The following is a 21,439-nucleotide window of genomic DNA, read 5'->3' on the forward strand; positions in this document are numbered from 1 at the left end:
AGTAATTAATTGTTTAGTAATCAGAAATATGTAGAAAGACCGAACTGAAATCCTGCTACCTTAACAGCCGGATTGCCCAGCAGATCCCTGTGCCATTCATAACGATAGTTTGCCCGGAATACCGTTTGCCCTGAAGGACGGAAACTAATACCAGGTACTATAGCTGTAACCTGGTCGTAAATGTTATCTCCTGTTTGTTTGAATGTGCCCACATTATAATCAACATATTCTCCTCTTACTGCCAGGTTAACGGTTGCATTATCCCAACCCAGCATAGTACGTTTAATGACCGGTTGTACAATATCAATGAATCCTCCTTGCTGACGGTTACCAAATTGCTGTGTATATGTAGAAGGAACATCAATAAAAGCCCATACCCATTCTCCGTTGATGTAAGTATTCCATTGGGATACTATCGTATTAAAATCAATAGCTAATAAATCGACGCGCCGTTTTTTATCCAGAATAATCCCATCATCCCGGTACTTATTATATACACCGCCCATCCAGGATACTCCCAACTCCCCAAATCCCCTGTGCCGGATAGCCGTTTTAAGGGTTACCAAAGGCGATCCGTTAAAACTTTCCTCAAACCGTTCCGCGTTTTCTTTACTGGCAGGCATCCACGTACGGTTTTCACTATTGTTGATAATCTTATCGTCAAAACCATTGCTAAGGTATGCCTCATAAGCCCAAACCCAGTCATTACGGGCATATTTGCCATATAATCCAAATCCTACAGTGCTCCATGTAGCGGGGATAATAGTGGTGGCTGAAATCGGACGGCTGATAAATTCCCACTTTGGCCCATCATGATTTTGGTTGAATGAGCCAATTGGGTTCATGATCACGCCGCCCCGCAGGTTCAGCAATGGATGGAATTCAACATCTACTGATGCAAATTCTATATTGATCTCCCTGCCTCCTTCTTCCAGTTCAATTTCACTAAGAAATTTGATCCGGTGCCGGATGGTCGAGGCGACAAATAAAGTAAGCCTGGGTAGTTGGAATGATAAGCCTTCGGTTATACCATTTTCGTTAAAATAAGCCGTGTTGGCTTCAATGTAACCGCCTAGCGTTGCAGGCAGCTTACCTATTTGCAGAAACGGACGATTGTACACAGCATCCATATTCAGTTTCATCTTTGCGGTATCCGGCATTACCCTTTTAAAAAGGGAAGTATCCCTTTGTGCAGAAGCTGAACACGTAATCAGTGCAAAAATAAAGAATAAAAAAATTTTCTTCATACCAGGTGTATAAACAGATTCTGTGCATCAACAGTAGTAACAAATGAACGCAGTTTATCTTCCGCAGGGCCATGCACTACTTCACCCTTAGCGTTGAACTCGCTTCCATGTGCAGGACAGGTAAGCAGGTCACCGTTTACGTTTAGTTCATTGTATTGATGGCTGCACCGCAATAACAGGGCTGTGTAGTTATTTTCTGCATTGCGATATACTACGATAGGGTAGTTCAGCCGATCATTCCTGACAATGATATATCGCTTGAATTGCTGCCGGTTATTTTTTGATGATGTTATGAAAACAGAAAGGGGAACCTGCATTTGGCTCCTATCATTTATCGACGCATCCAATTGCCTGGATACGGCGCAGCTTTCAGTAAGCGCTGATAACCCCATTACCCCCAAGCAAGCAAACCCACATTGGTGCATAAATTCTTTTCGATTCATATCAAAGACTTTCTAAAAATTTAACTAGTTGCTGCTTTTCCTTATCTGTGAACTGCTGGAATTGATTGCGGCTGTTCTGTGCCTCACCACCGTGTAATAAAATGGCCTCTTCTATGCTCCTGGCCCTTCCGTCATGTAACAGAAAGTATTGCCCACCCTGTGAATTTTTTGAAAGCCCCAATCCCCATAAAGGGGGTGTTCTCCATTCTTCTGGCAGGGCAGTGCCTTCAGTGTAGCCATCGTTCAAACCATTGCCCATGTCATGCAATAGCAGATCGGTATATGGGTAAAATGTTTTGCCGGATAATGCTGCTATGGGAGAATGACCGGTTTTAAGTTGCGGAGCGTGACATTTGCCGCAGCTAATGTTCATGAAGATCTGTTTGCCGGCCTTTACATCCGTATTCTCAGCATTTCGCTGAATAGGCGCTTTCAGGGTTTTCAAATAGAATACCACGTCCAATACGGTCTGATTGCTTACTTCCGGGTCTATAGGTTGCCCGTTGTAGGTATCAACGGGTTCGTATCCTGAAGTGATACCAATATCCTGGTTATAGGCAACAGCAGTTTGCTGGAGCAGATCATACACAGCAGCTTTTTTTCCAATCCGGCCAATATACTTTCCATTATGCTCAATGGTTTCGGGGCGGGGCATGCAGTAAGCAGGTGCATGTATCCAGTTTGGCCTGCCCGAAATACCATCCCCATCAGCATCATTGGGATCGGCCAACGCAAGTAAAGCAGCATCAGGCACAGCATCCAGAAAACCAAGCCCCGTATTGGCCGGTGGCATAAAGTCGGAAAAGGTGGCCCCTGTAGGTAGGCTTTCAGATATGAACCCGGGTAAGGCTCTGTGCTGTAACTGCGGCCCACCCTGGTGCAAAAACCTGTTACCCAATGTATCGGATTGTCCGAAACGGGTTAAAGTGGTAAAAGGGTGTCCCTTACCATCCCCGGCATGACAAGTGCCACAGGAAGTGGCTACAAATAAAGGGCCCAGCCCGGTCTCTCCTGAAAACACATCATCATTAAAGGCCACATCGCCACGGAGGAACTGTATATGCTGCTCAGCAGTTAGCCCCTCCATAGGACCATCCAACAGGCTATCTTCTGGAGGGGCTTCGGGCAGCATTTTTTCACAGGCAATCAGGAAGATTATAGCAGTCATAGCAACGACTGTGATCTTCCTTTTTTTAGTCATATACATCATTATAATTTAGATCTGTCTAACTTTAATATTTTGCAAGTCTAATCATTTTTTGTAAATAATCAAAACTTATCCATTTGCCTTAATGAGGAAGTTGGACTGAAATTGAGTAGTTTACAGGAGCATGCACTATATATTTAATGATTCCTTTATGAGTCAGCAATATAAAATGACGCCGGAGCAATCGGAAACCTTAAAAATTAGAGGATATTGGTCCGTTGACTTTGGTGTCTCAAATCCGTTGGATATAAAGGATAAGAATAGCCATTGCCGGTTGCTGGCAAGCAAAGAATTGGTGTTCGAACAAGGAATTACCTAGGATAGTTATCAGGTATCTATTGTGATGATCTGAAAGAGTTATGCTGAGATAAAAGCAGTTATGCTTTTTGAAAGTCGCCGCAAAAAAAGTCCATGTCAAATAATAGCCAAAATCATACCCCCACTTCATAAAATATGGTATAGGGAGCCACGTTCCAATGGGTATAATCAAAAGCCGTTACAAACTATCTGAAACCAGTATTGGGCAATTTTCCTCCGGTTGCGCAGGGTTACAGCAATTTTGGCATTTTTGCACCCCGACAATTAGCTGATTACGTAGGGAGATCATATCGTGAATTTTTGTATCCAGCAAATCAACCTTTTTAGCTATTAGATCACTAACATTATCACAAGTAGCTGCATTAACATCTATCATACCCAACAATGTGGCTGCTTCGTTCAGCGTAAAGCCGAAATTCTTCATCCGTTTTATAGCCTGAAGTCGGTTTAACACATCCTCTGAATACTCTTTGTAATTATTCTTTCTTCGCTGCTTCCTGCCAACCTGAATTAAACCTTGCTTTTCGTAAAAGCGAATGGTATCTTTTGAAAGCCCTGTTTTTAAAGATAATTCACCAATTAACATAACTGTTACAATTTTTACTTGACCATGGACTATACTCCATGGTATATATTTGCAAAAGTAACTTTAATAAATTTATCGAATGGGAACATTGAAATCATTTTTAATATTTATTCTCGCAGGCTTATGCGAGATCGGCGGCGGTTATTTTGTTTGGCTTTGGCTAAAAGAAGATAAGCCGCTATGGTTTGGCATAATAGGCGGTGTAGTTTTAGCCTTGTATGGGGTAGTGGCTACCTGGCAGACCGCAAACTTTGGCCGGGTATACGCTACGTATGGTGGTATCTTCATAGTCCTTTCCTTGCTATGGGCTTGGAAAGTAGATGGTTTTAAACCTGATCGCTATGATATCATTGGCGCTTTGATAGCCCTGTTGGGTGTTTGTGTAATTTTTTATGCTCCGCGAACAACTAATTAATGTATGAAAAAAATCTTAATTCTACCACTGTTGGCTGTTTCTCTTGTAGGATATAGCCAAACCAACATCAATATGAAAATGGAAGACGATAACGTAAAAGTGACAAATGAAGTAAATTCCATAAAAAGGGAAGTTTCCTGTAAACTGACCACGCCGGAAATGCAAAGGCGTAAAGCCTCTATTATTGCCAGCTTGAAAAAGCAGGTTATAGAAAAGAAGGAGTTGAAAGATGGTTTCTCTTATAAGTTTAATGGCTCAGATAAAATAATTGATGAGCTTTCCGATTTCGTAAAAACAGAACGGCTTTGTTGTGATTTTTTTGATTTTGGTTTATCCGTTAAAGGTGATGGCTCCAATACATGGCTCACTATTACGGGGCCAAAGGGGACAAAAAATTTTATCACTTCTGAATTAGAATTGTAACCCTTTGGTCTGTAAAAGAGTAATACCTATTATTGGCATTGTACTGTAAAACTATTGCCAAGCCCTGCTGCCGATTAGCTTCTTTTCCGAGTGGATATTTCAATGTTTCACCAAAGAGATGTGTAACCTATTGCCTCATCATTACGTCATTCCATTCAACTACAGTACGTGTTCGCTCTGTTTAGCCAAATTTCCTTTATCTGCTTCGCTTTAATAAATAGCAGCTTTTTAAGGCTTCCGCAGCCAATTTCAAGTGTAGCAAAACAAACCAGTGGAACAATATAGGTGCCTCAATAGAAGGCTGATCTGTAATCCCTCAAAACTTTCGCATACAGAAAAGCGACATTCACATATAGAATCCCACCATTCAAACCAAGTTAGTTGAATAGACCTCTCTAACGCTCGAAATTCGCTATCGGATATCCAGTAAAACCCGGTGGCCATCGGTAGGGCGTAACCGAAAACCCTTGATCAGAGTAGGCAATGGTTTAACTATAGATACACAAAAGATGAAACGTAAAAGAGGAAAATCCCGGATAGGCAAACTGTTCAGCCGCCCCATTACGTTGCTCGCGTTGGAAGCTATTATGCTGGTAGCAGAAACGGAAGACAAATGTATCCCTTATGAGGGACTATAGAAATAATGTTTACCGCCCGGCGGTTTTTCGTCCGTCGGGCTAAATCTTTAAAAATGGAGAATAACCTTATAAAAAGTCACTCCCACGGCTTTCCTATCACCCATATAAGAACTTCTTTAGAACCTACAAATCCCTTCTGGTACAAATTTCAGGTAGTGAGTGCAAGCTTCCGTAATTTTCTTCCATCGCTAAAATACATGGAGCATGAGTCACATTTCTTTAAGTTATTGACAAACCAGCAGCAAAGCTATTTTGAACAGTCACTTCCGGACCTACCCAAAAACCTTAAAGTCCGCTTTCATGGTTATGCTTTGCAGGATATTAAAAATAGACCTGGAGTAATTGCCACCTTTCATAGTGGATCTTTTCGGATGATCGGGCATTACCTGGCAAAAAATGATGTCCCATTTGCCTTGGTTGTTTCAAAAAATGGCATGCAAAAAGAAAATGAATTGGTCAATCTGAAATATGATAGCCAAAAAATAGAACACCTTGGTTTTAATCTGATCAATGCCAACGATAAAAACAGCCTACTGCGAATAAATAGAGAACTAAGGGACGGAAAAAATATTTTAGTTTATGTAGATGGAAATACCGGAACAGGAGACGACCTGACGAGCCGTAACCTTATATCCATCCCTTTTCTGAACCAACATGTCAAAGTAAGAGCAGGGGCAGCTTTTATTTCTTACCTGAGCAAATCCCCGATTTATCCGGTAGTTTCTACACGGCAATGGAAGCGTGTTCCCTGTCTCGATTTTTTTCCTCCGATATTACCGAATGAGGAGCTTAATAGGCAAATATTTATAGAGCAGGCCGTTTCGCGAATCTATAAATATCTTGAGAAGGCTGTCTCCAAAAGGCCCTGGCAATGGGAAACATGGCTGCATTTGCATGAGCATGCCGATATCGTCAATCCGATCGCGGAACAGATATCCGAACCAATTATCACAGAAGGAAAAAAGAAAAGACTGATCAGATTCAACGAAGAGGATTATAGCTTTTTCAGTATAACCGGCAAATATTTTCTTTTCAGGAAAAGAGATTATCAATGTTTCGATATCGAACACTGGTTATATAGGCGGCTGGAACAGATTTATAGAAGGGATTATCCTTTTACAGTCCCTTTATTGCAGCGGAATCACATGAAAGATCTCATAACCAATAGAGTTGTATTAGAAATCTAAGAAAAGAGAATATGCAATCATTAGATGCGATCGCTGCACAGGGAAATAACGTCCTTTGCACACTTTTTTACGGAAAATGGCCTAATTTTTTTATCTTGTGGAATGATGAACCAAAAAATCCGGAAGATATGGCCACTTTTTTCCGTAAACACCCCCTGTTGTTCAATTTTATCTGTTGGATAATCTATGCCCAGTTTGTATATATCTACAACCTACCCAAAATCAGTTATGTCGACTACAGTCATATACTTTTTCTCTGCTTGTTGTATTCGATTATCTTTTACAGTAATTTCTTTCTCTTTAAATTTATCGAAAGCCGGAAAATAAATATTGGGATCGCTATATTATTGGTAATCTCCACTTTCTTTATACTGGCAGCACTGGGCTATGTGTGCATCTATGGAATATTGCCGCTATTTGGGGCTAAATTATATTATGAGGATGTGCCGTTTAAACTGAGCCTGTACCTGCGCAATATACTTTCCCCTTATATCAAATACGCCAGCTATGCCATTATCGTGTATTTTATACTGAAATGGTTTGCCAATCTGGCGTACAAACGCCGGATGGAAAAAGCACATTACGAAATGGAACGGGAAAAGTTCGAATATGAACAGGCATTTTTAAGAGCCCAGGTCAATCCCCATTTTCTGCATAATTCACTAAATTTTATCTATACAGAAGCACTTTCTTTATCCAAATCATTGGCCGATAGCATCTACCTGCTTTCCATGATGATGCGTTATTCGTTGGACAATGCGGTGAAAGGCAAACAGCTTGTGCCGGTGCATAAGGAGCTGGAATATCTGGAAATTTACCTCGAAATCAACCAGCGACGTTTCGGCAAAGGAAAAAACATTGTGTTCGAATTCGAGGGTGACCGCTACCTGCATTCGATTCCACCTTTATCCTTTATTACGCTTGTGGAAAATGCCTTCAAATATGGAGACCTATCAGATCCGCTATATCCCCTGCAGATCAAGATCGTGGTCAATCGGGATAAAATTTATTTCTATAGTTCCAATAAAAAACGGATCAGCAAAACATTGGATACTTCCGGCAGCCACATTGGTCTGAAAAATGTGGAGCGGAGACTGAGAGGTGCTTTTAAGGACAAGGCCAGACTCAGTCGTACGGAAGACAGTGAGATTTATACAGTTGAGTTATTTATTGATTTTTCCGCTGATACAAATAAACGACCATGATAAACTGTTTCGCAATTGATGATGAACCTGCCGCACTGGAACAGATTTCCCGTTACCTAAGCCAGGTTCCGGACATCCGTTTGATTGGAACCGCCACAAGACCACTCGAAGGTTTAAAAATGATCCCGAAACTAAATGTTCATGCAGTTTTTCTTGACATGGAAATGGATGAAATGACGGGTACCGAAGTGATGCGCGAGCTTGACCCTTCGGTTAAAGTGGTCGTCTGTACTGCTTATACTGAATTTGCAATCGAAAGTATCGAGCTCGATGCGGTGGATTATCTGTTAAAGCCTGTTCAATTCGATCGATTTGCAAAAGCAGTGGAAAAGCTGAAGGAAAGGATACTACACAGAACATTGGAATTACCCACAGTAAAAAACGATTACATCTTTGTACAGATCGAACATAAAGGAAAATTAAAGAAGATAGATTTCAGTGATATCATTTATGTAGAAGCAAGGGGAAACGATGTGATATTCCACAAACATGATGAATTTGTACTGACTTCTATGCGGATGGACGATGTTGAATCCGAACTGCGCCTGACTGACGGTTTTATACGAATCCACCGATCTTATATCATATCTATAAAGATGATTGACCTGATCGATGAAGGTATGGTTATACTGAAAAATAAAACAGGGCTGATCATCGGAAAAACATATAAGGACTATGTTCTAAAGACGTTGTATCAACACTAATCACCAACATGAGATGTATGCCAGATCGAACCGAATTGCGCGCGCCGATGACCTTCATGAACTCATTAATGAGGTATTGATATCAGAAACGGATAAAGAGAGCTTCACGTCTTATAAACGGGTCATAAAACAATATTTTTTAAGTCTGGAAACAAATATCTCGGCTACAGTCCTCCATGAGCCGTTCAGCAGGTATACATTAATCGGAAAATACCAACTCAATATAACCGATGTAATGCAGGAATGGTGGAGAAGACTTGAACAGGAAAAGGAAAGAAGAATAAAGATACCTTACGGGAATAACTACCGGGCTGCGGTCTATTACTATGCACTGAACCAGGGAACCCGGTTTCTGGAAGGCTTATTTCAACACTATCCCGATTCTTTTCACGAGCATAGATCACTGCCCCCTTTTATACCCTATTTAAGGTCAACAACCTTTCTGAGCAATACACACTTATTGTTGGGAGAGATGTATAAGAACCGTGTCGATCGACAGTTGATCAACTCCCTGCAAAACTATTTTTCCGGATTTGCAGATGAAAGCATGATGAGCTATTTCAAATGGCACCATTGGCATTATGCCCTTAGACTTGCCGCTGAGCTGCCTGCACGCCTATCTTACCTGAAATATTCGGATCGCTACGAACGGGAACTGATCGAACAGCTCATAATGCTGAATTTCAATTATGGCCCTTTCTGTCATCTTATCAGAGAGAAAATGGCAAAGGCTGTTGAAAATCTGGATGATGAATATAAAAAAGAAGAACAATGGCTAACTTACCAGAATCAATTGGCGCTGATACCTGAAATAAAAAAGTGGGCTGCGGATAGCCAGATACTATCCATAAGGAAGCAACTCTTAACATATAGCAAACGTAAACGTAAAGAACTCCGTAAGCGTCGAAGATTATGGTCAAAATTTCCGGTAGGTGCAATTGATCCAGCAACGGGCCGCTACCATTTTCAGGTTTCCCTTACCGAACGGCAGCTACTTTTCTTTTTCCGCGTGCTGCTGGAAATGAAAATACTGATAGTGGATACCAAGAAAATGTTATTTGCTTTTATAGCAGACTTTATCGGAACACCCAACAGAGAACACCTGGCGTTGCATAGTTTACTGAGTAAGGATACCATTCCCTCTCAACAGGTGATCAATAAAGTAAAACAGATGTTAACCTCAATGTTGAATTACATAAATTCCAAGTATCCCTGATCAAGGGTTCATCCTATATAGCATCCCAAGCTCTCTCAGGTAAGCCAACAGTTCATCAAACCATTCGTCGTTGATCTTTGGATGTTCTGCAACCTTTTTCAGTCCGGCATTGAAAATATCTTCTATCGTTAGCCATCCAATTTTGTTGCATGTTTTAATAAAACTAGCGCTTAAGGGGTGCTGGTTCAGGGGAAGTGTCTCCAAGCCCGTTAATTTTTCCAGTTCCGACATCTTATTCATCTGCATAAAAATAAGAATATTTTACTACTTATTAGTAGTATCTAATTAGTAGTAACTTATTAATGGTAACATATAAATATCCTTATGGCTTATTTTGTTTGTATGTCGCAAAAGGAAATATCACCATCGGAAGATGAAGATTTAAGAAAACTGGGAGAAAGGATAAAAGCACTCCGGATCAAAGCCGGATATGCTAATTATGAAAAATTTGCCAATGCCCATGATCTAGCGCGAGCACAATATGGTCGCTATGAGGCAGGCGAAAACCTACAGTACAAAAGCCTTTTGAAAGTCATGAAAGCACTTAATGTGACACCCAAAGAGTTCTTCAGTGAAGGTTTTGACTAATATTACACATTTTTTCCCATTTTTCCACCACCTAATACCTTTAATAGGCCGTAAACAAGCTCTGATATTACACAGGTAGTCGTTCCGACACCACCTTAACCACTTTATTTCCATCCGTAAAACCTGAGTATTTGTAGCGCACCAAAATTTTTGCTTATGATACTCGAAATCGCCAATAATCTTTACCGGCAACTTTCAGATGAGCTGGTAATGATCGAACAGGAAGAAATAACAGATAAGCTGGAAATTGCCAAAAAATTGCTGACTGCGCGTTCTTATCTCGTTGAACTTAAAAACAGGACTGTAAACTATACCTTTAGCAGTGAACAGGAAGAAATAGCTTTTTTTAAGACTAAAAAGCCTACGTTTATAAGTCAGGTACTTTATTATTCTGCCAGACAACGGATTGAATTGACGAAACCGGAAGGCACGGCCGATCAACTTAAGAAATATTACCGTTATCTCCTCAAGGGGATCGAGAAATTCTATCGCGACAACCGTGAACTTCACAGCTATCATCGTTCCGGAGCTGACCACCTCGACCGCCTTCTGTTTATGCGTTCGTCTACAGAACCACCGTCATGGCTCTGTCCGGTACGGATTGACTACGACGAACGTTTCTCCACCCCGGCAGATTATCTCATCGGTAAGATTCTTTCCAATGAGCGTATGACCACCTATCTACGGAAGCTGATAGATGGAAAGGACAATGTTACCGACACCGAAGCGGGGAACGACATGGTTTGGACCGGAGAAAGCATTAATTTGCTGGAAACTGCCTACGGGTGGTACTGTACCGGACAGATCAACAAAGGTCAGGCGGGAATAGGTGAAATTGTCCGTAAGCTGGAAATTCTCTTCAATGTAAAAATCGGACGCCCTTACAGAAGATTTACCGAAATCAAGCAGCGCAAAAGGCTCAGTCGTACCAAATATATTGACGAAATGGGTAAAGCTATAATCCAAAAGCTGGATGATGAAGATGCATATCGCCCGGACATCCAAAATAGACGATTTTAAATCAGCCTGTTCTTCAGGTGTTTACCCGTTTATTTTTGGGTACTACCCAGTAGGTTGTCAAGCAAAAAAACGTAGTCTATCAAACTTTGCTTCGTAAAAGCTGCACAATGGAGTGCAGCTGAAAGCAAAGTATTATGTTAAAACATATCACATGGCATGAGTTCTTACTTGCCGCCACCTTGTTGACATTCCTATGGTATATCAGCGTAATCCTGCTCCTTTTCAGAAAAGAATTAAAAAGGTTGTTGACAGGTAAAAAAAACGGTGCTGAAAAAAGACCACACAGCGGAACAAAGGAGAATGACCTCGATGCAGAACAAACGGAAAGCGTGGACGATGACCTGATGGGTAAGACGAAACTTCCCGAAGGGATGAGTGTCATGGGCATGGACGAATTCTCTTTTCGGAAAAGGGATGAAGAGCACAAAGAAAAAATGCTCGGCAACATTCCCGATCTACTGGAAGAGATGAAACAGCTTTTTCAGATCCTAAAAGACGAGGAAGGGACAAAAGAAGATTTCCTTATCCTGATGGATGGATTCAAACCACGCCTCAAGGCTATCCGTACCAATTCCAACCAGCAATCCCTTAATGAATTTATTACCCGGCATGCCCCTTTTCCCCTTTCGGAAAGAGAGTTGGAAAACTTCTGGGAATAAAATTTTTATAGAAACTTAAAATTATCCTTATATGAATCGCAACAATCATAAAAAACAGGCTATTGCCAGGATACTCTTTGCCTTATATATCTTTTTCAGTTATCAGTTTTTCCTTTCCATTCCACTATTTGCGCAGGACGGGGATGCCGGTATTCAGTCAGCAACCGATAAGGTGAAGGGGTATTTTGATTCGGGAATTGACCTAATGTATGCCATCGGTGCGGTGGTAGGCATTATAGGAGCTGTCAAGGTTTTCAATAAATGGAATGCTGGAGAACCCGACACGAATAAAGTGGCAGCTTCATGGTTTGGAAGCTGCGTCTTTCTGGTCATTGTAGCCACGGTTCTCAAATCATTTTTCGGTGTATAAACGGGCAGACTATGAGCAGCATTTATTCTATCAACAAAGGCGTTTCGCAACCGATTGTGTTCAAAGGGCTCAAGGCACAGTATATTATCTATCTGGCAATAGGACTGGTTGTTCTTCTGATTCTCTTTGCGTTATTGTATATCATAGGTGCCGGCCTGCTGATCGTTTTACCACTGATCCTGATGCTGGGCACAGCACATTTTTTATTAGTTCTTCATTTAAGCCACCGCTTTGGAACGCATGGACTGATGAAATATCTGGCAAAGAGAAGGCTGCCCCATACTATACGATTCCGCTCGCGCCGTCTATTTACTTCTTTAAATGCACACACGCATTCCGTTAACCCTAAATAAGAAAATGATATGATAGCCGAAGCAACAAACATATTTCCTATTTACAAAGTGGAGCACGACTGTATACTCAGCAGACAGGGAGATATTACGGTGGCCTATGAACTGACCCTGCCCGAAATTTTCACTTTATCGGAACGGGATTATACGGCTTATCACAGCACCTTTGTCAAGGCAATCAAGGTACTCCAAAATCACACCGTCCTGCACAAACAGGATTGGTACACACAGGCGAGTTATAAAGCAGACTACGAAGGAAAGGATGGTTTCCTTGCCCGTAGCAGTGAAAAGTTCTTTAATGAACGACCTTATCTGGCCCATTCCTGCTATCTTTTTCTGACAAAAAAGCCGAATGGGCGCAAGCCGGCCACATCCGCCTACAGCAATCTTTTACGGAGGACAATTGTTCCGGCGCAGACCGTGGACGAAAACCTTTTCCAACATTTTCTGGACAGCGCGGGACAATTCGAACGGATATTAACGGATAGTGGCTTTATAAGTCCGAGGCGATTGAAAAATGATGACCTAGCGGGAACGTCGGTAAAAGCAGGGATTATAGAACGTTACTGTTTTCTGTTAACAGAAAACGAGCAGCCGATAGTACGTGACATCAATCTGCAAAACGGTTTGAAAATAGGTGACCGGTACTGTCAGCTGTATACACTTGCCGATACCGAGAACCTTCCTGCCCTGTGTGGCAGCAGGATCAACTATGAAAAGTACAGTACAGACCGAACCAAGTTCAGTGTTGGTTTTGCAAGCCCTTTGGGGCAGCTCCTAAATTGTAACCATATTTACAACCAGTATATATTGATCGAGGATCCGCAAAAAACGATCAAGATGCTGGAATCTAAAAAGCTCCGGCTACAATCCCTTTCGATGTACAGCAGGGAAAACGCCCTGGCAATGGAGGCGGTCAACGGCTTTCTGAACGAGGCCATTGGTGAGCAGCGGCTGCCTATTAAAGCGCATTTCAATGTGCTGGTATGGTCGGATAAACCGGAAGACGCAGAACTTAGAAATCTGGTCAGTTCGGCGCTTGCTCAAATGGACTGCACAGCCAAACAAGAGACAGACGGCATGGCCCAGATATGGTACGCCGGAATGCCCGGAGCAGGAGCAGATTTTCCCATCAATGATACCTTTGACAGCTTTGCCGAGCAGGCTGCATGTTTCTTCAATCTGGAAACCAACTATAAAGATAGCATCAGTCCGTTCGGTATCCGTCTTGGAGACCGGATAAGTGGTCGACCTGTGCATGTGGATATTTCGGACGAGCCCTGGAAACAGGGATGGATCACCAATCGGGCAAAATTTATATTGGGCCCTTCGGGTTCGGGAAAAAGTTTTCTGACCAACCATTTCATGCGGAGCTACCATGAACAGGGTGCACATATCATTATCGTGGATATTGGCCACAGCTATAAGGGATTGTGCGATCTGGTAGGCGGCTACTATTTTAGCTATTCGGATGAGGACCCCATACGTTTCAATCCTTTCTATCTGCCTGAGGGTAGCTCGCTCGACACCGAAAAAAAAGAAAGCATTAAGACTTTGCTGTTATCCTTATGGAAAAAGGATAGCGAACCTTACAAAAGGTCCGAGTATGTTGCGATATCCAATGCCCTAACCTTTTACTACGCTTACTTAGACGAAAATCCCGACATCTTTCCTTCATTCAACAGCTTTTACGAATTTCTCTTATCCGAATATTCTCCGGTACTCAAAGAAGCGCAGGTAAAGGAAAAAGATTTTGACTTGGGGAGTTTTCTTTATGTACTCAATCCTTACTACAAGGGCGGGGAGTTTGATTACCTGTTGAACGCCAATGAAAATCTGGACTTACTTCATCAACGGTTCATTGTGATGGAACTGGATGCGGTGAAAGACCACCCCGTGCTCTTCCCCGTGATTACCCTTGTCATAATGGAAATGATTATATCGAAGATGCGGAAAATACCGCAGATCAGGAAAGTTGTGCTGCTGGAAGAAGCATGGAAGGCAATTGCAAAAGATAGTATGGCCGAACATGTGCGCTACCTATGGAAAACCATGCGCAAGTTCTTTGGTGAACCTATCGTAGTGACGCAGGAAATCGAGGACATTATCAGTTCGCCCATCGTAAAAAATGCCATCATTAATAATTCTGACACGAAGATATTGCTCGATCAGTCCAAATATGCCAACAAGTTTGAGCAGGTACAGGAACTGCTGGGGCTTACGGATAAGGAGAAAGCACTGGTGCTATCCATGAACAAAGCTAACGATCCCGACCGCTCGTACAAGGAGGTGTTCATCAGCCTTGGTGGACACAGCAAGGTCTACCGTACCGAAGTATCACCAAAAGAGTATTGGACCTATACTACCGAGGCCAGTGAAAAAGCAAAAGTACAGGAATACGCGCTGCGGTATGGTAGCATGCAGAAAGGCATTGAAATGCTTGTGAAAGAAATGTCGGGCCAATAACGATAAAGTAAATGGAAACGATAAAAAATTTGACGCATAAAATCAGCAAAATTATGAAAAAGTATATGATTATGCTTCCCCTTAGCGCCGCCACATTGTTTGTAGGTGTGCCGAAAGGGGCCAGCGCACAGATTGCCATTGCGGAAGTGATCCGTACAGGCGTAAAAAGGGTCATCAAAGCGGTAGATCTGAAGATACAACGCTTACAGAACGAAACGATATGGTTACAGAATGCCCAGAAAGTATTGGAAAATCAGCTTTCCAAACTGAAACTCACCGAAATTGCCGATTGGACGGAAAAACAGAAAGAACTCTATCGTAAATACTATCAGGAACTCTGGGAAATCAAATCGGCTGTTACCTACTACAAACGTCTCAGGGAACTCACGGCAAAACAGGTTGAACTGGTAAATGAATATAAGTGGGCATGGAACCTCTTTAAACGCGATAAGCATTTCACGCCCGAAGAAATCTCCGTTATGGAAAAGGTATATACAGGGATACTGGATGCAAGTGTCAAAAATGCAGACGAGCTTTTATTGGTCGTAAACAGCTTCAAAACCCAGATGTCAGATGCCGCCAGACTGGAAATCATTGCCGGTGCAGCCGATAAGATTGATATGAACCTTTCGGATCTGAAAAAATTCAACCACGAAAACATCAAACTGAGTATCCAGCGGGCAAAGTCATTGGATGAAGTGGTCACATTAAAAGAGATTTATGGAATACAGGAATAAGCTATCGGTATTTCACAGCACATTGTTGAACGTTCTATTGTACTGGATTGTAATATTGCCACTTTCTTCTGTGGTTAATATTGCCCAAGCCCAGACATTCTCGGAATTTTTCAAACAGAAAAAGACGCAGAAAAAATACCTGTTAACGCAGATTGCAGCCTTGCAGCTTTATTCGGGCTATGTAAGAGATGGTTATAATATTGCGCGTTCAGGACTGCAAACGGTAAAGGGTTTTACCAATGGGGAGTTCAGTCTCCATAATGTCTTTATCAGCTCATTAACAGCCGTAAGCCCCTTCATCAGAAACCATGTGAAAGTGACCGAAACCATGGCTTTCCAGCTAGCTATCAGCAAACTGTTCAATATGCTCAAAAAGGATGTTGGAGTCCTTTCAAGTTCGCAAAAGGCATATGTTGAAAAGATTCACGCTAAGCTGTCGGAGGATTGTAGCAGGGATATGGAGGAATTGATGTTGGTTATTGCTTCGGGCAAAATCGAAATGACGGAAGGCCAGCGCTTGCAGCGGTTAGATAAGGTGTATATGTCCATGCGTGACAGGTTCTCGTTTGCCCAACATTTCGCGGGACAGGTAAATGTGTTAAAAGGACAGATAAGATCAGAATTAAAGTCCGTAAATCAAATCCACAATATGTATGAAACAGTTAATTGAAAAAGGCAGGTATTTTCTGTTTGCCGTAACTGCTTACTGCCTAACAATGGCATTGCCCTTCAGGTCATCCGGGCAGTCTACCGAAATACAGCAATTGATCCTCAATGCAGAAAAGCTGAGCCAGTTCAAAAACATTTTAAGGGATATGAAAACAGGTTATGATATTATCAGCAATGGTTATAATGCCATCAGGAATATAGCAGAGGGCAACTTTTCCCTGCATACCGTTTTTCTTGATGGCCTGATGCTGGTCAGTCCCGAAGTGAAAAAATATGGACGGGTTGCCGATATCATCAGCTTGCAAGGTAGGATCAATTCGGAATATCGATCCGCGCTATCACATTTCAGAGGTTCGGCAATATTCAACTCCGGAGAATTGGAATATATGGCCAACGTTTACGGAAGGCTATTGAACCAGAGCAAAGACAACCTGGAGGATCTTCTCTTGGTGATCACTTCCTCTCAATTGAGAATGAGCGATGAAGAGCGTCTGGCACAGATCGACCGTATTTACAACGACATACAGGACAAGTTACTTTTCCTCCGGAAATTTAATGAATCAGGTAATGTATTGCTGATGCAGCGGAAAAGGGAAATAAATGATATCAAAGGTATCAGTCAATTTTTTAACGGTAAAAACCTATGAAAAAAATTAAACTTGCGGCCGTCCTGTTGGCGGCCAGTGCGCTTGTCTTCCCGCTTGCCAGTCGCGCGGATATTGCCCAGACCTTGGGCGGCATGCAACCCGTACTGGACAGCGTGCGGGATGATATGCAGCCGCTAAGCGGAAAACTCATTGACGTTGCGCGTGCCATAGCTGGTTTTGGCGCCCTCTGGTATACCGCCAGTCGCGTATGGCGCCAGATTGCGGCCGCCGAACCGATCGACTTTTATCCGCTTTTGCGTCCATTCGGTCTTGGCCTTGCCATTATGTTCTTCCCCGCGGTCATCGATCTGATGAACGGTGTACTGCAACCGACCGTGCTTGCCACTGGGGCGATGGTCAGAGACAGTGACGATGCAATAATAGCACTCCTGAAACAAAAAGAGGCGGCAGTAAAAAAATCCGATCTGTACAACATCTATGTCGGGGAAGACGGTAATGGAGATCGTTCTGAATGGTATAAATATAAATATCCCGAAAACGAGAACGGCTCCGGCGAGGGACTTTTGGAAGGACTGGGTCACGATATGCAGTTCTGGATGGAGAAACAATCTTATAATTTCCGCAATTCGGTAAAGCAATGGATGAGCGAGGTTTTGCAGGTTGTTTTCGCAGCTGCTTCTCTTTGCATCAATACTATCCGGACATTTTTTTTGATCGTGCTCTCTATACTAGGACCCTTTGTGCTAGGTCTAGCAGTCTTTGATGGTTTCCAGCAGTCACTTGTCCAATGGCTTGCACGGTATATAAACGTCTTTTTATGGCTTCCCATCAGTAACATATTCGGAAGTATCCTCGGCAAAATTCAGGAGAACATGCTCAAAATAGATATCGGACAGATCGGCCAATCGGGTGATACCTTTTTCAGTACCTATGATACCGCTTACCTGATATTTATGCTGATCGGAATTGTAGGGTATTTCACCGTTCCCAACGTAGCGGGCTACGTGGTGCAGGCAGGAGGAGCCAATGCCATGTTACAGAAAGTAACCAGCATGGTATCCACTTCGGCCATGGTTGCAGGAGGTTTGGCGACAGGTGGGGCTGCTAGTGTAATGCAGGGAGGTTCCAACATCTTACAGGCCGGAAAACAATATTCCGGCCAGCAGGAAGGTTCAGGCTCACATGATGCATCAGGTACTATGGGAAAAGGAGGAGCCTACCTCTATGACAAACTTTCCGGTAAATAATTCAAATTAAAGACAAGCGTATGTTCACACAATTCAGAAATATCGATACGGCTTTCAGGCATATAAAAAGGTTCAGTATCGTCCTGATATTGGCCAATGTTCTGACCGTCTGTTTCTGTGCCTACAAAAGCTACCAGATGGTAGAAGCGGCTCAGCAACGGATTTATATTCTATATAACGGGAAGGTGCTGGAAGCCCTTGCAACACATAGGCAAGGTAACCTCTCTGTTGAGCTACGGGATCATATCAAAACGTTCCACTACTACTTTTTTAACCTCATTCCGGACGACAAAGCGATAGAGGCCAGTGTTTCAAAGGCATTTTATCTCGCGGACGAGTCTGCCAAGAAGCAGTATGACAACCTGAAGGAATCGGGTTATTATAATAACCTGATTTCGGCCAATATCTCACAGGAAATTGAGGTGGACAGCACCGTGCTTGATATAGACCAATACCCCTACACATTTACCTGTTACGCCACCCAAAAGCTCACCCGCTCAACCAGCACGGCACTGAAGAGACTGGTCACCAAAGGAAAAGTGCGTGACTTAAAGCAACAGACAGATAATAACCCACATGGCTTTCTGATACAGCATTGGGAAGTCCTCAAAAACGAAAATCAGTTGCCATGAAACTCTACAGGAAACAAAAGGATAGAAAGCATGAACAAGATGAACAGGATGAAACGGCTTACCGGATAGCGATGAAAATCGTTAAGGGACAACAACGGGTTGCTTCCTTTTTGAATAAAAAGGCCGATGGCTTACCCCGATGGGTTTTACTATCCGCTTTTCTCTCGTACTTTCTCTCCATTGGAGCTTACTGTATTTACCTGTTGGTTCAGGCACTGAATTGAAATTGATCATCAATAAAAAACAATATCATGATGGAACAGGAAAAAAAGAAAGATACTCGCAAAATATGGCTGTTCTTGCCATTGCTCGTAATGCCCTTTTTGGTATTTGCATTTTATACATTGGGAGGCGGTAAGAGAACAGAGGAGATACTCAAATCGAAAAAAAAGCAAGTCAAATACGGAATTACCTGATGCTGCATTCAGGCAGAAAAATCAACCCCGCGATAAGATGGATTTTTACCGGCAGGCGACGAGGGATGAGGAAAAAAAGCAGGAAGGTATTGAAAACGTTATAAATAGACTGGGCTTCTCGCTGGAGGAAAATCCAAAAGCCGAGGAAATTGATGAAAAGCTAAAAGCAATCCGGCAGGAAATCAACGGGCCACAAGAAAAACATGAAAAATTTCCTTTTGCGGTTGTAGCTGAAAATCCGATGGTGGAACCCAGCCCCAAATCAGAGATGAACAGCGAAGTAGATCGGTTGGAAGCGCTGATGAAAAGCATGCATACAGACAGCGCTGATGACAGAGAGGTGGAGCAGCTCAACGGACTGCTCCAAACGATTCTGGATATTCAGCACCCAGAGCGGGTCAAAGAAAAGCTACAAAGTGAAAACGAGATAATTCCAGAGAAGGATAGCCTTTTCAAAGCGATACCAGCGATCATTACCAATAAACAAAAAGTAGTACAGGGAGCCACGGTAAGGCTTCAGTTGCAGGATAGTATGGACATCAAGGGCCATCATATTCCCAAAGGCTTTTATCTGTTCGCTACCTGCCGGATAGCGAATCAACGGATCATGCTGAATATTCGCAATATTCGCTTGGGAACATCGATTATCCCCGTAAATCTAAGCGTTTACAGTCTCGATGGAATGGAGGGCCTTTACGCTCCCGAAGCGGTAATCACGGAAGCGGCAAATCTTGGGACGGACAATCTGGTGCGTGGAATGGGTATGTACGGGCTAGATGGCTCTATTGCCACGCAGGTAGCGGGTGCCGGTATGGAGGCCGCTAAAAACATAATCAGCAAAAAAGTCCGCAAAATAAAGGTTAAGGTAAAAGCCGGGGAGTCTGTACTCTTAAAGAATAATGATTTAAAAAACACTAGATAGGTTGGAAGAACCCGCCTTCCTAAAAGGAGAAGAAAACAACCATTTCATATTTAACAATATCCGTAAATTAAAAATTAAATGTTATGAATCTGAACAATTTAGAAGATAGAATCGACGAAGCTAAAAACCTTGGTTTTAGCCCAAAAACCATTGCACAAATTGAAGAAAATATCAAGTTGGGTGTTCCCGAATTTAAAGCATATGACAGTATGCCTGCAACGGCAAAAGGACAGATTGATTTTACGCTGCATTACAAAAAATCCAGCCAATCGGATTTCTATTATTTCAACAAATTTGACGCCGTGCACAATAAGGTCGACCCACTGGAGATCGGTCAGAAATATATGCTTATCTTAAAAGGCGAAGATGACAAAAACATAGTCAAGAAGCTTGATAACGTTAATGAGGCTATTGAACTGTTCAAAAAGCAGGAAGGAAATGCGGAACTTGCTATCGGAAAAGACCCTGCCCATAAAAGTATGGTTGCCAACATGGAGAATGGAAAGATCAATTTTGTAGCAAAAACTTTCCAATCTGCCTATTATGCCAATCCGATACCACAGACATTTTACGTAGAAGAAGGAAAGGGATTCAACAAGGAACAGGCGGGAAATCTGGTGCAGGGACGTGCCGTGTACCGGGATGATCTGCTGAATATACAGGGTATGGTTTATAAAGCATGGGTAATGCTGAATACCGACAAACCCCGTGACAGGTATAATAATCTAACGACAAGAATATTCCACGACCCGAGTTATGGTTTTGATCTTAAAGAATCGCTCAAGTCATTTAATATTAAAGATCTTGAAAATCCGGAAAGGGCGGAAAAGATCTTTACAGGGATTATGAACGGAAACAGGGAGCTCGTAAAAGCGGAGAAAGCCAATGGAGAAACGGTTAACGTTTATGTAGAAGCCTCGGTAAGGTTCCGTAAGGCCAATTTCTTCCTTGAAAATGGTAAACCTGAAAAACGGGAGGAATTTTTAAAGCCAGGAGTAAAAGCCGAACAACAGAGTAAAGTATCCAGAGAAAATAAGCAGGAAAGAGCGGCAGGTATTGCCCGGTAAAGTGATTTGCCGTATTTTAGGGTTTTGAACGATAGGCTTGATCAGTAACCAAGCCTATTGTTCGGTATTAACACAATTATAGTCACAAAGATTTGGGGG

Annotated in this window: 28 protein-coding genes; 23 read left to right on the forward strand and 5 right to left on the reverse strand. The window is 42.4% G+C overall.

What is annotated here, in order from left to right; translation table 11 throughout:
* Positions 1–20: 20 nt before the first annotated feature.
* The 3 genes from QT327_RS00980 to QT327_RS00990 are packed head-to-tail and all read right to left on the reverse strand — an operon-like array spanning position 21 to position 2,891.
* Positions 21–1,247: a hypothetical protein gene (locus tag QT327_RS00980; RefSeq protein ID WP_289551664.1), complete on the reverse strand. Its 1,227-nt coding sequence runs from the start codon at positions 1,245–1,247 to the stop codon at positions 21–23.
* Positions 1,244–1,690, reverse strand: coding sequence for a Rieske (2Fe-2S) protein (locus tag QT327_RS00985; RefSeq protein WP_289551665.1), 447 nt, complete (start codon positions 1,688–1,690; stop codon positions 1,244–1,246). Before QT327_RS00985 ends, QT327_RS00980 begins: the two co-directional genes overlap by 4 nt.
* Before the next feature lies 1 nt (position 1,691).
* Positions 1,692–2,891, reverse strand: a complete 1,200-nt coding sequence (locus tag QT327_RS00990) for a di-heme oxidoredictase family protein (RefSeq protein ID WP_289551666.1) — start codon at positions 2,889–2,891, stop codon at positions 1,692–1,694.
* Positions 2,892–3,048: 157 nt separating this feature from the next.
* Here QT327_RS00990 and QT327_RS00995 point away from each other — a divergent pair, with 157 nt between their 5' ends.
* A complete protein-coding gene (locus tag QT327_RS00995; protein WP_289551667.1) occupies positions 3,049–3,216 on the forward strand; it encodes a hypothetical protein in 168 nt (55 codons plus the stop codon).
* A 177-nt stretch (positions 3,217–3,393) separates the two neighbouring features.
* On the opposite strand, the gene QT327_RS01000 is transcribed toward QT327_RS00995, so the two are convergent.
* Positions 3,394–3,801 (reverse strand): MerR family transcriptional regulator, encoded by a 408-nt coding sequence (locus tag QT327_RS01000; RefSeq protein WP_289551668.1) that lies wholly within the window; start codon positions 3,799–3,801, stop codon positions 3,394–3,396.
* A 79-nt stretch (positions 3,802–3,880) separates the two neighbouring features.
* Between QT327_RS01000 and QT327_RS01005 the strand changes: the two genes are divergently transcribed.
* The 7 genes from QT327_RS01005 to QT327_RS01035 all read left to right on the forward strand — a co-directional run bounded on the left by QT327_RS01005 (position 3,881) and on the right by QT327_RS01035 (position 9,589).
* Positions 3,881–4,216 carry a YnfA family protein gene (locus tag QT327_RS01005; protein ID WP_289551669.1) on the forward strand — a complete coding sequence of 112 codons (336 nt, stop codon included), beginning with the start codon at positions 3,881–3,883 and terminating at the stop codon, positions 4,214–4,216.
* 3 nt (positions 4,217–4,219) lie between these two features.
* The gene (locus tag QT327_RS01010; protein ID WP_289551670.1) at positions 4,220–4,639 is read left to right on the forward strand and encodes a hypothetical protein; all 420 of its coding nucleotides are present in this window, start codon (positions 4,220–4,222) and stop codon (positions 4,637–4,639) included.
* 509 nt (positions 4,640–5,148) lie between these two features.
* Positions 5,149–5,277 carry a hypothetical protein gene (locus QT327_RS01015; protein ID WP_289551671.1) on the forward strand — a complete coding sequence of 43 codons (129 nt, stop codon included), beginning with the start codon at positions 5,149–5,151 and terminating at the stop codon, positions 5,275–5,277.
* Positions 5,278–5,330: 53 nt separating this feature from the next.
* Positions 5,331–6,464, forward strand: coding sequence for an LpxL/LpxP family acyltransferase (locus QT327_RS01020; RefSeq protein WP_289551672.1), 1,134 nt, complete (start codon positions 5,331–5,333; stop codon positions 6,462–6,464).
* An 11-nt stretch (positions 6,465–6,475) separates the two neighbouring features.
* The gene (locus QT327_RS01025; RefSeq protein WP_289551673.1) at positions 6,476–7,669 is read left to right on the forward strand and encodes a sensor histidine kinase; all 1,194 of its coding nucleotides are present in this window, start codon (positions 6,476–6,478) and stop codon (positions 7,667–7,669) included.
* A complete protein-coding gene (locus QT327_RS01030) occupies positions 7,666–8,373 on the forward strand; it encodes a LytR/AlgR family response regulator transcription factor (RefSeq protein ID WP_289551675.1) in 708 nt (235 codons plus the stop codon). The genes QT327_RS01025 and QT327_RS01030 overlap by 4 nt, the downstream gene beginning before the upstream one ends.
* A 13-nt stretch (positions 8,374–8,386) precedes the next feature.
* Positions 8,387–9,589 carry a hypothetical protein gene (locus QT327_RS01035; protein WP_289551677.1) on the forward strand — a complete coding sequence of 401 codons (1,203 nt, stop codon included), beginning with the start codon at positions 8,387–8,389 and terminating at the stop codon, positions 9,587–9,589.
* On the opposite strand, the gene QT327_RS01040 is transcribed toward QT327_RS01035, so the two are convergent.
* Positions 9,590–9,829, reverse strand: coding sequence for a hypothetical protein (locus QT327_RS01040; RefSeq protein WP_289551678.1), 240 nt, complete (start codon positions 9,827–9,829; stop codon positions 9,590–9,592).
* A gap of 84 nt (positions 9,830–9,913) precedes the next feature.
* On the opposite strand from QT327_RS01040, the gene QT327_RS01045 reads away from it, so the two are divergent.
* From QT327_RS01045 to QT327_RS01115, 15 genes are all read left to right on the forward strand, one after another.
* The gene (locus QT327_RS01045) at positions 9,914–10,177 is read left to right on the forward strand and encodes a helix-turn-helix domain-containing protein (protein WP_013663569.1); all 264 of its coding nucleotides are present in this window, start codon (positions 9,914–9,916) and stop codon (positions 10,175–10,177) included.
* A gap of 156 nt (positions 10,178–10,333) precedes the next feature.
* A complete protein-coding gene (locus QT327_RS01050; protein ID WP_289551679.1) occupies positions 10,334–11,197 on the forward strand; it encodes an RteC domain-containing protein in 864 nt (287 codons plus the stop codon).
* 134 nt (positions 11,198–11,331) lie between these two features.
* Positions 11,332–11,856, forward strand: coding sequence for a hypothetical protein (locus tag QT327_RS01055; RefSeq protein ID WP_289551681.1), 525 nt, complete (start codon positions 11,332–11,334; stop codon positions 11,854–11,856).
* 31 nt (positions 11,857–11,887) lie between these two features.
* Positions 11,888–12,226 (forward strand): DUF4134 domain-containing protein, encoded by a 339-nt coding sequence (locus tag QT327_RS01060; RefSeq protein ID WP_130858256.1) that lies wholly within the window; start codon positions 11,888–11,890, stop codon positions 12,224–12,226.
* 11 nt (positions 12,227–12,237) lie between these two features.
* Positions 12,238–12,579, forward strand: coding sequence for a DUF4133 domain-containing protein (locus QT327_RS01065; protein ID WP_289551682.1), 342 nt, complete (start codon positions 12,238–12,240; stop codon positions 12,577–12,579).
* Between the two features lie 9 nt (positions 12,580–12,588).
* Positions 12,589–15,042, forward strand: a complete 2,454-nt coding sequence (locus tag QT327_RS01070) for a TraG family conjugative transposon ATPase (protein WP_289551683.1) — start codon at positions 12,589–12,591, stop codon at positions 15,040–15,042.
* 53 nt (positions 15,043–15,095) lie between these two features.
* Positions 15,096–15,779: a conjugal transfer protein TraI gene (locus QT327_RS01075; protein WP_289551684.1), complete on the forward strand. Its 684-nt coding sequence runs from the start codon at positions 15,096–15,098 to the stop codon at positions 15,777–15,779.
* Entirely contained in the window at positions 15,763–16,449 is a 687-nt protein-coding gene (locus QT327_RS01080) for a hypothetical protein (protein WP_289551685.1), read from the forward strand. The genes QT327_RS01075 and QT327_RS01080 overlap by 17 nt, the downstream gene beginning before the upstream one ends.
* Before the next feature lie 46 nt (positions 16,450–16,495).
* The gene (locus tag QT327_RS01085) at positions 16,496–17,095 is read left to right on the forward strand and encodes a TerB family tellurite resistance protein (RefSeq protein WP_502910545.1); all 600 of its coding nucleotides are present in this window, start codon (positions 16,496–16,498) and stop codon (positions 17,093–17,095) included.
* Positions 17,092–18,303: a conjugative transposon protein TraJ gene (gene traJ, locus QT327_RS01090; RefSeq protein ID WP_289551687.1), complete on the forward strand. Its 1,212-nt coding sequence runs from the start codon at positions 17,092–17,094 to the stop codon at positions 18,301–18,303. The genes QT327_RS01085 and traJ overlap by 4 nt, the downstream gene beginning before the upstream one ends.
* A 20-nt stretch (positions 18,304–18,323) precedes the next feature.
* A complete protein-coding gene (gene traK / locus QT327_RS01095; RefSeq protein WP_289551688.1) occupies positions 18,324–18,935 on the forward strand; it encodes a conjugative transposon protein TraK in 612 nt (203 codons plus the stop codon).
* Entirely contained in the window at positions 18,932–19,159 is a 228-nt protein-coding gene (locus QT327_RS01100; RefSeq protein WP_289551689.1) for a hypothetical protein, read from the forward strand. The genes traK and QT327_RS01100 overlap by 4 nt, the downstream gene beginning before the upstream one ends.
* A gap of 27 nt (positions 19,160–19,186) precedes the next feature.
* Positions 19,187–19,351: a hypothetical protein gene (locus QT327_RS01105; RefSeq protein WP_289551690.1), complete on the forward strand. Its 165-nt coding sequence runs from the start codon at positions 19,187–19,189 to the stop codon at positions 19,349–19,351.
* Positions 19,352–19,388: 37 nt separating this feature from the next.
* Positions 19,389–20,273: a conjugative transposon protein TraM gene (gene traM, locus QT327_RS01110; RefSeq protein ID WP_289551691.1), complete on the forward strand. Its 885-nt coding sequence runs from the start codon at positions 19,389–19,391 to the stop codon at positions 20,271–20,273.
* 83 nt (positions 20,274–20,356) lie between these two features.
* The gene (locus tag QT327_RS01115; protein WP_289551692.1) at positions 20,357–21,340 is read left to right on the forward strand and encodes a hypothetical protein; all 984 of its coding nucleotides are present in this window, start codon (positions 20,357–20,359) and stop codon (positions 21,338–21,340) included.
* Positions 21,341–21,439 lie beyond the last annotated feature (99 nt).

Origin of the sequence: Olivibacter sp. 47, from assembly GCF_030372825.1 — a bacterium.
Lineage (GTDB): Bacteria > Bacteroidota > Bacteroidia > Sphingobacteriales > Sphingobacteriaceae > Olivibacter > Olivibacter oleidegradans.

Bases quoted from the DNA above. Each gene is read 5' to 3' on its own strand.
- QT327_RS01030 (WP_289551675.1), top strand. From the start codon at position 7,666: ATGATAAACTGTTTCGCAATTGATGATGAACCTGCCGCACTGGAACAG.
- QT327_RS01060 (WP_130858256.1), top strand. From the start codon at position 11,888: ATGAATCGCAACAATCATAAAAAACAGGCTATTGCCAGGATACTCTTT.
- traJ (WP_289551687.1), top strand. From the start codon at position 17,092: ATGAAAAAAATTAAACTTGCGGCCGTCCTGTTGGCGGCCAGTGCGCTT.
- QT327_RS01025 (WP_289551673.1), top strand. From the start codon at position 6,476: ATGCAATCATTAGATGCGATCGCTGCACAGGGAAATAACGTCCTTTGC.
- QT327_RS01045 (WP_013663569.1), top strand. From the start codon at position 9,914: ATGGCTTATTTTGTTTGTATGTCGCAAAAGGAAATATCACCATCGGAA.
- traK (WP_289551688.1), top strand. From the start codon at position 18,324: ATGTTCACACAATTCAGAAATATCGATACGGCTTTCAGGCATATAAAA.
- QT327_RS01065 (WP_289551682.1), top strand. From the start codon at position 12,238: ATGAGCAGCATTTATTCTATCAACAAAGGCGTTTCGCAACCGATTGTG.
- traM (WP_289551691.1), top strand. From the start codon at position 19,389: ATGGATTTTTACCGGCAGGCGACGAGGGATGAGGAAAAAAAGCAGGAA.
- QT327_RS01070 (WP_289551683.1), top strand. From the start codon at position 12,589: ATGATAGCCGAAGCAACAAACATATTTCCTATTTACAAAGTGGAGCAC.
- QT327_RS01005 (WP_289551669.1), top strand. From the start codon at position 3,881: ATGGGAACATTGAAATCATTTTTAATATTTATTCTCGCAGGCTTATGC.
- QT327_RS01035 (WP_289551677.1), top strand. From the start codon at position 8,387: ATGTATGCCAGATCGAACCGAATTGCGCGCGCCGATGACCTTCATGAA.
- QT327_RS00980 (WP_289551664.1), bottom strand. From the start codon at position 1,247: ATGAAGAAAATTTTTTTATTCTTTATTTTTGCACTGATTACGTGTTCA.
- QT327_RS01050 (WP_289551679.1), top strand. From the start codon at position 10,334: ATGATACTCGAAATCGCCAATAATCTTTACCGGCAACTTTCAGATGAG.
- QT327_RS01085 (WP_502910545.1), top strand. From the start codon at position 16,496: ATGGCATTGCCCTTCAGGTCATCCGGGCAGTCTACCGAAATACAGCAA.
- QT327_RS01105 (WP_289551690.1), top strand. From the start codon at position 19,187: ATGATGGAACAGGAAAAAAAGAAAGATACTCGCAAAATATGGCTGTTC.
- QT327_RS01055 (WP_289551681.1), top strand. From the start codon at position 11,332: ATGTTAAAACATATCACATGGCATGAGTTCTTACTTGCCGCCACCTTG.
- QT327_RS01040 (WP_289551678.1), bottom strand. From the start codon at position 9,829: ATGAATAAGATGTCGGAACTGGAAAAATTAACGGGCTTGGAGACACTT.
- QT327_RS01075 (WP_289551684.1), top strand. From the start codon at position 15,096: ATGAAAAAGTATATGATTATGCTTCCCCTTAGCGCCGCCACATTGTTT.
- QT327_RS01000 (WP_289551668.1), bottom strand. From the start codon at position 3,801: ATGTTAATTGGTGAATTATCTTTAAAAACAGGGCTTTCAAAAGATACC.
- QT327_RS01015 (WP_289551671.1), top strand. From the start codon at position 5,149: ATGAAACGTAAAAGAGGAAAATCCCGGATAGGCAAACTGTTCAGCCGC.
- QT327_RS00985 (WP_289551665.1), bottom strand. From the start codon at position 1,690: ATGAATCGAAAAGAATTTATGCACCAATGTGGGTTTGCTTGCTTGGGG.
- QT327_RS00990 (WP_289551666.1), bottom strand. From the start codon at position 2,891: ATGACTAAAAAAAGGAAGATCACAGTCGTTGCTATGACTGCTATAATC.
- QT327_RS00995 (WP_289551667.1), top strand. From the start codon at position 3,049: ATGAGTCAGCAATATAAAATGACGCCGGAGCAATCGGAAACCTTAAAA.
- QT327_RS01010 (WP_289551670.1), top strand. From the start codon at position 4,220: ATGAAAAAAATCTTAATTCTACCACTGTTGGCTGTTTCTCTTGTAGGA.
- QT327_RS01020 (WP_289551672.1), top strand. From the start codon at position 5,331: ATGGAGAATAACCTTATAAAAAGTCACTCCCACGGCTTTCCTATCACC.
- QT327_RS01115 (WP_289551692.1), top strand. From the start codon at position 20,357: ATGAATCTGAACAATTTAGAAGATAGAATCGACGAAGCTAAAAACCTT.
- QT327_RS01080 (WP_289551685.1), top strand. From the start codon at position 15,763: ATGGAATACAGGAATAAGCTATCGGTATTTCACAGCACATTGTTGAAC.
- QT327_RS01100 (WP_289551689.1), top strand. From the start codon at position 18,932: ATGAAACTCTACAGGAAACAAAAGGATAGAAAGCATGAACAAGATGAA.